This is a genomic window from Flavobacterium sp., assembly GCF_039932285.1.
In the GTDB taxonomy this organism is placed as follows: Bacteria; Bacteroidota; Bacteroidia; order Flavobacteriales; family Flavobacteriaceae; genus Flavobacterium.
Genome location: NZ_JBDTQE010000087.1, coordinates 1 through 9556, shown reverse-complemented (window position 1 = coordinate 9556; position 9556 = coordinate 1). Strand labels below are relative to the sequence as shown.

Below are 9556 nucleotides of genomic sequence, written 5' to 3'. Positions count from 1 at the left end.
AATGCAGTTTTTAAATCTTCGTTAGTTGGAAATTTAGCACTTCCTCTCTTTTTGAGTAAATATTTTGCAATAGAATCATAATATTCCTCCGAATCCACTTCTGCATATAGGCTCATAAATATCTTATTCAAGGCATTAGTTGGCAAACCAACAATAAACCTCCTCCAAGCATAGCTTTGAATTAATTGAAGAATCTTGATTAAATCTTCTCTACTTAGCTGACCATTTTCTGCATCTTCAAACAATTGTAATAAGAAAGGATAAGCAACATTTATCTCTAAACGATTTATATATTCTAATTCATTACGAATTGCAACATCCGCAACTATCGAAGGATTAATTAACTTTTTATAGTGTGCCGACAATGATTTAATATTTTCTAATTCTTGATAATAAGCATCCTCTTTTTTATTGTTATACAAAGTTTTAAATTCACTATACACCTTATTTTTATTGGGTATTTTTTTGTTGCGAAGCGTTAGATAATCTCTTATAAAATCAGAAACCAATGAATTTTGTTTTATTAAATCTTTTGCATTTTCCTCGATTGGATTCCAAATAGTTTCAAAAATCCTATTTTGGTCTTTGGGTGGTAAGTCCATTAAAATGAAATTTCTAATTAAATCAGATTGTGATAAATCCAATCCTGTAGAATTTAAACTTTCAAAAATACGTTGTGGATCATCCTTATCTCTTTCGAGTGAAATCTCTACAAATATTAAGCGATTTAAACCTTTTAAAATCAACTCAAAAGTATCTTCATCAATATTGCTTCGAAAATAATTATAGTTCTCAATAACATTTGAAAAACTATTGAACTGTTTTTCTGTTCCTAACATAATAGCTTTAAATGCTAAAGAATTGGTATCTGTCTGTTTTAATTTTAGCTTACTCGATTCATTTTGAACATATTGATTGGTAAGAAACATATTGTATAACCTTTCTGAATCTTGTTTTCTATCATTCTCCTTTGCAAAACGATACAATGCAACATATAAAATATTAATTGTAGTTAAACGTTGTTGACCATCAATGATAACTAATTCTTTTACTTCATTGGTGCTGTAAGTTCCCTCATGAACAAATACAATACTCCCTATAAAATGGGTTCCTCTATTTTCAGATTCTACGGATATAATATCATGTAATAACTCTTTACATTCGGTATGTTTCCAATCGTAATTTCGTTGATAAACAGGAATCACAAATTGCACATTAGGTGCTTGAAGAAAATTATTTATTTGAAGTTCGTTAGCTTTCATATTTTTTTATTTGTCGGGATAAGCTGTTACTAATGTTGGGTTTTGGTTTCCTTTTTCGATAATCCAAACAGAAACAATACAAGGATTTCTATTATCCGGTGTTTGCAAATTACATTTTAACACATATTTGCACCCAAAATCTGAATTTTGTGTTTGAGCAATTTCTCTTTCAATGGCATGTTGTAATAAAGCATTTTTAAATTCATTTATATTATTTAAGTTGTAACCAAACCTATTAAAAAAGAATGCTTTGTGCTTTCCAATTTCATGTATTTGACTTAGCAAATAATTGGTGATTTTGTTTTCCGCTACTATTGATTGTTCATTGTTAGGTATTTTCATAATTATTTCACGGCTTCGATTTGATTATATAGTAAAGTTTCAACAATGTTTTTTTCATTAATTATGAATTCTACTTCGTAAGCTTTGCCATTATCATAAACATGAACAATTGAACCAATTGAGTTTTTGGGAATGTTTATTATTTTTGATGTCGTTACTATTAAATCATATTCTTTAAAAATGTTGTTTTCTTGAGAATTATTTTCAAAACTCTCATTATAATCCTCACTACTTATAACCGTATCATAAAGTCCAACCTTACTATCGTCTTTATGTTTGCTAATTCCTGTATAGGATAAACTGGCATCTTCATAGCGTTTGAATTTATATACAGCATCGTTCATTAAAGCACTGTTAAAAACGCCAAGACTAACTAATAATTCAAAATCTTTTACATTTAATCCTGTTACTTTTTTGAATAAACCTGGTTCTAATTGTGTGATAACATCTTTTAAACTTCGTTCTCTATAATCGGTTAAATACATGAATACTGGAATTCGTGTTGCAAATTTTATTAGCTTTTCTTGTATTTGTTTTCTAATGCTTTTATATTCTTTCTCTTCGTCAGAAAGTTCTTTTTTCTCTTTTTTACTTAATTCTTTTTCGTTGGCTTCTGCTTTTGCTTTTTTGATTGATTCCGATTTATTAATAATAGTTTCAATATCTTGGTTTAGATTTCTAAAGCCTTCTATGTTACTTAGTGCTTCCATAGCTGCTTTATTATTCATCAATCTTTGTAATGTGAAATTATCAACGTTTACAAGCAATGCACTTTCCCATCGTCTTGCTAAAAGAGTAGCTGTTGTTCCACTCATTGCAATATCTAATATTCCAGCTGCATCTATTTCTTTCATTGAACTTCCATCATAAGCCAAAACGGGTAAAAAGTGAATAAATTCTTCAACTTTCTTTTCAGGATTACTTTCGCCAACATTCAAACGACAACTGTAATCGGCTATTTGTCTTAATGCTCTATCGGGTGCAAAATCAAAAACATAACACTCATGCTTTATAATCTCTTCACGATTAGGGGCATTTTTATCTGGATTTTTAACAATCCAAGGTGTTTGTACTCTGAATGCAGCTTGAAAATAGGTTTCTGGACTTGAGGAATTTCGCAACATAAAAATTCCAGTCCAAGGTTTTACAGAAACCCCAGTAGTCAATTTGCCACATGACAAAGTAATTGTTTTGGTTATTAAGGCATTGCCTAATGCTTTTTCTACTGGTTTTAACGCTTCAACTCCAATTCCTGCTCCTGTTCCTGCGCTTACTACCACTTCATAATCGTGATAGAATTTATTTTGTTTTTTATCTATTAGATTCTTCATTGCGTGGCATGAAGCTACAGTTGGTAAAAACCAAAATGTATGTTGCAATACATTTAATAATCGAGTATCAGAAAATGGCATCGGTGGTTTTTTAGCACCCATTTTTAGATTGTCAATAGTGGTTTCAGCTAAGTTACCACGAATTAAATCCAACCATTTTTGAACATGTTCTTCGTATTTAAATTTTGCTTTTGATCCTTCACCATCAGCAGAAAAGAAAACATTTAAATCAAATTCATTGTATTCACCTTTCTTTGCGACTTCTATTATAGCATCAGGCATCTGATATGTAAGCATAACCATTCTTGGCAATGATGAATAGGGATTTTTATCGCCTTTCCATTCAGTTTTGGCTCTTTGTTCGTCCGAATATGTCCAGTTGAATATTTGTTCTTCAATAAATTCCCCTGATGAAATGGCTCTGAAAGGTGTGCCTGATAAATACAAATAATGATTAGTGGTTATTGGCATATTACTTTCGTCGAAATACTCAATACCAACACCTTCACCAAACTGTTGTTCTTTGGCACTTTCCGCTTCAAAAAGTTCTTTAGCATTTTCGCGCCAAGCTCCATAATGGTATTCGTCAAAAGCTACACAATCCCAATTAGTAGTATGCACCCATTCGTTTTTAGATTTGATACCACCAGCTGAATTAGTTCCTAATAAATCTTGGAATGAACCAAAGAAAACAAAAGGTTTCTTTGTGTCTATACTCTTATAACTTAAATCATCCTCTTTGTTAGAAACAAATTGCCAACCCGCAAAATCTATATGCGATTCTAAATCTTCTTTCCAAGCACTTTGAACCGCAGGTTTAAAAGTTAAGACCAATATTTTTGTCCAACCCATCTTTTTAGCTAATTGGTAGGTGGTGAAGGTTTTACCAAAACGCATTTTTGCATTCCAAAGAAAATGAGGAATTTGGTTTTTGCTTTCTTTTTTAGAACTGATAAAATAAGCTTCTGTTTTTTTTATGGCTTCTGTTTGCTCTGGTCGTAATCCAAAATCTAAGGTTCGTTTATCTTCATTAACTACACCAGTTTTTATTTCAAGAATACACGCTTTTATTTCTTTTAGTGTGCATTCAAACCATTCACCATTAATGTGTTTGACTTTCTTAGCATTCAATAATTTATGAATGTCTTTATCAGTAAACAATGTGCCATCATTACGCATTGCTAATTCTTCTAATATGATTTCGTAACTCATATTAGGCAATTTTACAGGGTATTGTTCTTTTACTCTTTCTTCGGCTGATTTAGTAGTATAACCAACCTTTATACAGTTTTCAAATCTTGTATCAGTATACCCGTATACTTTGGGAATGCTTTTTTCAGGAAAGTAATTTTTACTCATATTGTTACTTTGGATTTACTTTGCAAATAAAAAAACCTTGAAAATCAACACTTTTGGTTCTTTGTGGATTTACTTTGCAAATAAGATATTGAATGATTATGCATAATATGGAATATAAGTTGCGTATTTTCTTGATGTTATTTCAGGGTCAGAAAGTTTAATCAATCCAGCATCAAAAGTATCAGCAATTATTCTCGAAGCAACAGATGAATTGTTTCTGTCAATTCCAAGTCTTTCTCTTAGGGATTGATTATTCAATTCATTCCTGTCTTCAAAAAGCAAACATGCATGTTGATAACAAGCTCTTATTTTTTCCGTTTTAGACATTTCTTTTAATTCTTTTGGTGGAAATAAAATAACTTTTGTATGCGATTCGCTTTTTTCAAATTTTACTGGAGGTAATTTTCTTTCCTCAATTGCTTCAATTGCTCTGTCAATTCCACTTCCTCGTCTTTCACATATTCCTAATAAAAGCATCGTTTGAGCAAGAATTTCATTTCTTGATCTAGGGGGCATATCCAGCAAACGATTAACATCATTTAATGGTGCTCCTGGATTTGTAATGACAAATCTGTTTGAAAAAATTTCTATTGTTATAGGCATTCCGTCAATAGCAAAATCTTGATGTATTAACGCATTGGCAATAAATTCTCTAATGGCAACTTTCGGATAAATAGGAACGTCCTTTCTTATCCCTTCTATAATTTCGGTTTTTGGCAACTGTTTTAATATATAGTTTATCATTCCCTCAAAACCTGCCGCATAACCATAAACACCGTTTTGTTCTTTTTCTAATTCTCGGTTGTTACTACCAACATATTGGCGAACAATAACATTTCTCCCATTTAAATCTGGAAAATCGTTAATGTCATTTGCAAATAAAATTGCTCCTAAATTTGATATACTCCAAGATTCATTTTTCTTATTGATAAATTTATATTCAACCAGTGTATTCAGTATTGCATCTGTATTTTTTGGGGTGTTTTTGTCTAAAAGTTCAAAAAGTTTTTGATAATTTATTTTTTTTAGAACTTCTGTTTCAGATAAATTTTCTAAAGCATTTATCTCTTCAAATGGGATTCCTCTTGATTGCGAAATTAAAATTTGAACCTGCTTTTTGTTCATTTTAATAGTTTGACCAGCAGAGCGTGTATAGCAATTGTACAAATCGTTTCCTCTCAAATGGGCTGGCTTTTCTGGTTGTTCAGGAATATGTATAAAAAGCAAATTAAATCCTCTAAACTCCATTATGCTATGTTCTAAAGAAATAGATGTGCTTAAATTATTTTTCGCAATATTCCCTAATAAAGTAACCGTTTTATCAGCTTCTTCCTGTGAAACAGAAAACAAACTAGCATCGTTATTTACGCCATAAACCAAAAGACCTCCACCTTGCAAATTGGCAAAGGCACAAATATGTTGAGCCAATCTATCTGTTTTTGAAGATAAACCACTTTTCCAATCTAACTCATTGAGTTCGATAGGAACAGGATATAGGCTGTCTCTTAATATTGTTAATGCTTTTTCTTTCCAAGTTTCCATAATTATTCTTTTTCCAAAACCATTGGTTTAATCCTGTAGTCTATAAACGCAATTTTATTTTTACTCAATTTCTTCTTTTTTTCTATTTCCCATCAAATCAACTGCTTTTATTCTTGAATCAATGTAGTGCCATTCTTCGTCATCAATATTCCATTTTTCTCTTAGCATTTCATCTGTGTAAGTTCCCTCATATTTCCCTAAATCAGGAATAAAATGAAAATTACTCTTTGTTACGTGTTGAGATACTACCGTTTGCAATAAAAGAAAACGAACTGTTTTTGTGAAAATATATGATTTAAAAGAACGAGCTTCCTTTTCTGTGTCAAATGCTCCCAATACAATAAATGATTCGGTACAACATTCCCCAGGTTTTGCAATTAAAGTATTGCCTTCGTAATAAAAACCTATAGGTTTTGAGAAATCAGTTTGTCCAGCAATTGGTGCTGGTGGAACTAAAAATTTCCATTTATCTATCAGATTGAAGGTATCGGTGACATCTTTTTCATCTGCAAATTGTAAACCTATTTTTTGAGTAAACCAACATGGTATTCCTTTCTTTTTTGGATTATAATTAGTTGGCATACCAAAAGGTTTTCTTGAAGAAACTCTTTCGCTTAACCTATTAGATTTACTCGCTAATGCCTTTCTAATAATTGGTATGGCTTGACTTTGACGAATTAGAATTGGAAATTCATTTAAGGCTCTTTCAGAGTTAATTTTTGTTCCGCCATTAAAATTAATGACTTCACACAATCCTTGATTGTCTCTATCCCATAAGAAATAGCAAATACCCCCTGCTACATCTACACCCGGAAATACTTCATTTGAATTTTCAAAATCTACAATTTTTCTAATTCTTTTATCGGTTAACATTTCTATTCTAAACTCATCTAACCCTTTACCACCTGCATACCAACGAGCAGGAATAATCATTGATAAAAATCTTGGGTTTAATTTTTTGGCTTGTTGTATAAATTTATGATAAATAGGTGCTGCACTTCTACCATGTCCTCCATCACTCAATTGATACGGTGGGTTTCCAATAATGACATCAAACTTCATATTCTTAAATATTTTTTCAGGGTTGTTGGTATGTATAAATTGGTAAGCGTAGGTTTCTAAAGACTCTTCACGCTCATACACTTCTTGGCTGGCGTTACAAAAAGTACATTTTCCATTTTTCCAATGATGTTCTATTTTGTCAAATATTATATTGCCTTGTTCATTGGTAAACGTTTCACATATAGAGTATTTGCCATCGGCAATTTTAGAGCAATACACGCTTCTGCGAGATAATAAAGCAGTAAGTTCTGTAATTGCAATACCAAATAATTGTTTTGTAAAAATGTGGTTTAATCGTTCTTGTTGGTTAGGAATTTCAGTTTCTAAACCTATCATCAAACGCTTTGCAATTTCACGCAAAAACACACCTGATTTGCTTACAGGGTCAAGAAATGTTGTTTTTGAATTACTAAATATAGCTGTAGGCAAAGTATCTAACATTTGATTTGCTAAACTAGGCGGTGTAAAAACCTCGTCATTACTCAAATTGGCAAGGCAAGTAAGCACATCAGGATTGTAACTGGTTTCAATCATTTTCGGCTATTTTAAGGAAATGCGTTAATGGAAATTCGGCAACTGGTTGAGGAATAAAAACAGGTTCTTTATTATCTGAAAATAAATTCATCTCGCTATCGTCAAACTCTACATTTTCCAATAATTTATCTAATTGAAAATCTCTTCTTTTTAGCATACTGCCATTAACTGCACTCCATTCTGAAAAGGTTATTGGTGTATCTTCAATAGTTTTCATTGTTAAAGCATCCCCCAAAATAATATTTTTTGATAATATGAATTCAGCTGAAAGTAAAAAAGCTTCATTAAAATCTTTTTTGTAATGGTGAATATAATATTTAGTAAAAATGCCTAGTAATCTATCTCTACAAGCAATTACATTATCTTCTAAAATATCAACACCGTAAATGCTTGAAATTGCTGTTATGGCGTTTCGTTCATATTCTAATTGGCTTTTTTTATAACGAACTTCAACAACTTTAAGTTTTCTTTCAAGAATCTCCACTAAAAAGTTACCTGTTCCGCAAGCAGGTTCTAAAAAACGAGAATCAATTCTTTCGGTTTCTTGTTGTACAAGGTCAAGCATAGCGTTTACTTCACGCTTGTTTGTGAAAACTTCACCGTGATTGGTAACTCTATCTTTAGATTTTACTTGTTCAGACATTTTTTGTTTAATAAGTATCAAACTTACCAATAATCTTTCACTTACACAATTGAAGTTTGGGGATAATAAAGTAATATAAATTGTAAGCAGTATTAATACTTTACTTCATTATCATAATTTCATTTTTATGCTAACTATTTGTAATTTTATAAGCAATTCATAACAAGACATTTTATGGAAAATATCGAATTAACTAGAAAAGAACTTTACGATTTAGTTTGGGAAAATCCATTGTCCAAATTAGCAAAGAAATACAACCTTTCTGATAATGGTTTAAGAAAAGTTTGCAAGAAACTTGACATACCACTACCCAAAAATGGATACTGGCAAAAAATTCAATACAATAAAAAAGTAAGTATAGAAAAACTACCAGTAAATAATACAGTAGAAACCTCGATAACTTTAAAATTTAGAGACAACTCTGAAACAACTATAAATGGTATAGAAAACGAATTAAATCAACTAACAAAAGAGATAAAAAACGAATTAAAGGAAACTATTATATTTCCTGAAAAATTAACAAAACCTCTTCAACTAATTAGTGATGCTAAAAATGATTTAAAAACTAAAGAACCCTCATATTTTCATAATATAAAAGGACTTTTAAACACTTCACCAGACATTTTAAATATTACAGTTGCACCACAAAATGTAAAAAGAGCATTGTTATTTATGGACATTTTTATAAAAGCAGTACAAAAAAGAGGACATAATGTAATAACTAAAGGAGGAACTAAAATAGTAATAGATTCTGTTCAATTAAGTATAGGTTTGAGAGAAAGATTAAAAAGAACGATCATAAAAAGTACACACTGGGATTCTACAGAATTAAATCCTTCTAATATTTTATCATTAAGATTAGATGCGTACCCAGCATCAGAATGGACAGATACAAATACTAGCAAATTAGAAGATAAAATTCCTAATATAATTGCTAAATTAGAATTACAAGCTGTTATAGAAAAAAGAAGAACAATTGAAAGAGAAATGTGGCATACAGAATACGAACGTCAGCGAAAAATAGAACAAGATTTTAAAGAAAGGAAAGAACGAGAAATAATCAAAACCAAAATGCTATTTTCTGATGCTGAAAAATTCGATAAAGCAACAATATACAGAAACTTTATAGCAGCAACAGAGCAAAATGCAATCAAAGAAAATAACCTCACTGAAGAACTAAAAGAGTGGATAAAATGGGCAAATGAAAAAGCCGATTGGTTTGATCCTTTCACAAATAGAAAAGACGAATTACTTAATGATAATGACAGAGAAGAATTTCATAAACCAAAACAATCTAATAATAATTATTATAGATATTAATGCAGTAATTCAGAAATTAATGGTTTATAATTGCAAAATAAAATAGATCTTTAAGGTTGGAGGAGATTAATAATAAATTGGATATTAATTTATAAATAGTAAGATGTTGTACCTCATTTGTACCTCAAATCTTCCAGCCCCTTTAAATTCAATAAATCAAT

The 9556-nt window shown here is 30.6% G+C and carries 7 protein-coding genes; 1 reads left to right on the top strand and 6 read right to left on the bottom strand.

All coding sequences use genetic code 11. The features are described from left to right. From ABI549_RS12345 to ABI549_RS12320, 6 genes are all read right to left on the bottom strand, one after another. The coding region (locus ABI549_RS12345; RefSeq protein ID WP_348076769.1) for a DUF262 domain-containing protein at window positions 1-1262 on the bottom strand (1262 nt) is incomplete at its 3' end. Window positions 1263-1268: 6 nt separating this feature from the next. Next, a complete protein-coding gene (locus ABI549_RS12340) occupies window positions 1269-1604 on the bottom strand; it encodes a DUF6883 domain-containing protein (protein ID WP_348076768.1) in 336 nt (111 codons plus the stop codon). Between the two features lie 2 nt (window positions 1605-1606). Further along, window positions 1607-4294, bottom strand: a complete 2688-nt coding sequence (locus tag ABI549_RS12335; RefSeq protein ID WP_348076767.1) for a GIY-YIG nuclease family protein — start codon at window positions 4292-4294, stop codon at window positions 1607-1609. 96 nt (window positions 4295-4390) lie between these two features. Next, complete coding sequence (locus ABI549_RS12330) at window positions 4391-5836, bottom strand: ATP-binding protein (protein ID WP_348076766.1); 1446 nt, start codon at window positions 5834-5836, stop codon at window positions 4391-4393. Window positions 5837-5896: 60 nt separating this feature from the next. Next, window positions 5897-7432: an Eco57I restriction-modification methylase domain-containing protein gene (locus tag ABI549_RS12325; RefSeq protein ID WP_348076765.1), complete on the bottom strand. Its 1536-nt coding sequence runs from the start codon at window positions 7430-7432 to the stop codon at window positions 5897-5899. Then, on the bottom strand, window positions 7425-8075 hold the full coding sequence (locus tag ABI549_RS12320) for an SAM-dependent DNA methyltransferase (protein ID WP_348076764.1): 651 nt from the start codon (window positions 8073-8075) through the stop codon (window positions 7425-7427). Before ABI549_RS12320 ends, ABI549_RS12325 begins: the two co-directional genes overlap by 8 nt. A gap of 174 nt (window positions 8076-8249) precedes the next feature. Between ABI549_RS12320 and ABI549_RS12315 the strand changes: the two genes are divergently transcribed. After that, a complete protein-coding gene (locus tag ABI549_RS12315; protein WP_348076763.1) occupies window positions 8250-9395 on the top strand; it encodes a hypothetical protein in 1146 nt (381 codons plus the stop codon). The last annotated feature ends 161 nt before the right edge of the window (window positions 9396-9556 follow it).

Excerpts from the sequence above, each read along its gene's own strand:
- ABI549_RS12340 (WP_348076768.1), bottom strand. The coding sequence starts at position 1,604 with ATGAAAATACCTAACAATGAACAATCAATAGTAGCGGAAAACAAAATC.
- ABI549_RS12335 (WP_348076767.1), bottom strand. The coding sequence starts at position 4,294 with ATGAGTAAAAATTACTTTCCTGAAAAAAGCATTCCCAAAGTATACGGG.
- ABI549_RS12330 (WP_348076766.1), bottom strand. The coding sequence starts at position 5,836 with ATGGAAACTTGGAAAGAAAAAGCATTAACAATATTAAGAGACAGCCTA.
- ABI549_RS12325 (WP_348076765.1), bottom strand. The coding sequence starts at position 7,432 with ATGATTGAAACCAGTTACAATCCTGATGTGCTTACTTGCCTTGCCAAT.
- ABI549_RS12320 (WP_348076764.1), bottom strand. The coding sequence starts at position 8,075 with ATGTCTGAACAAGTAAAATCTAAAGATAGAGTTACCAATCACGGTGAA.
- ABI549_RS12315 (WP_348076763.1), top strand. The coding sequence starts at position 8,250 with ATGGAAAATATCGAATTAACTAGAAAAGAACTTTACGATTTAGTTTGG.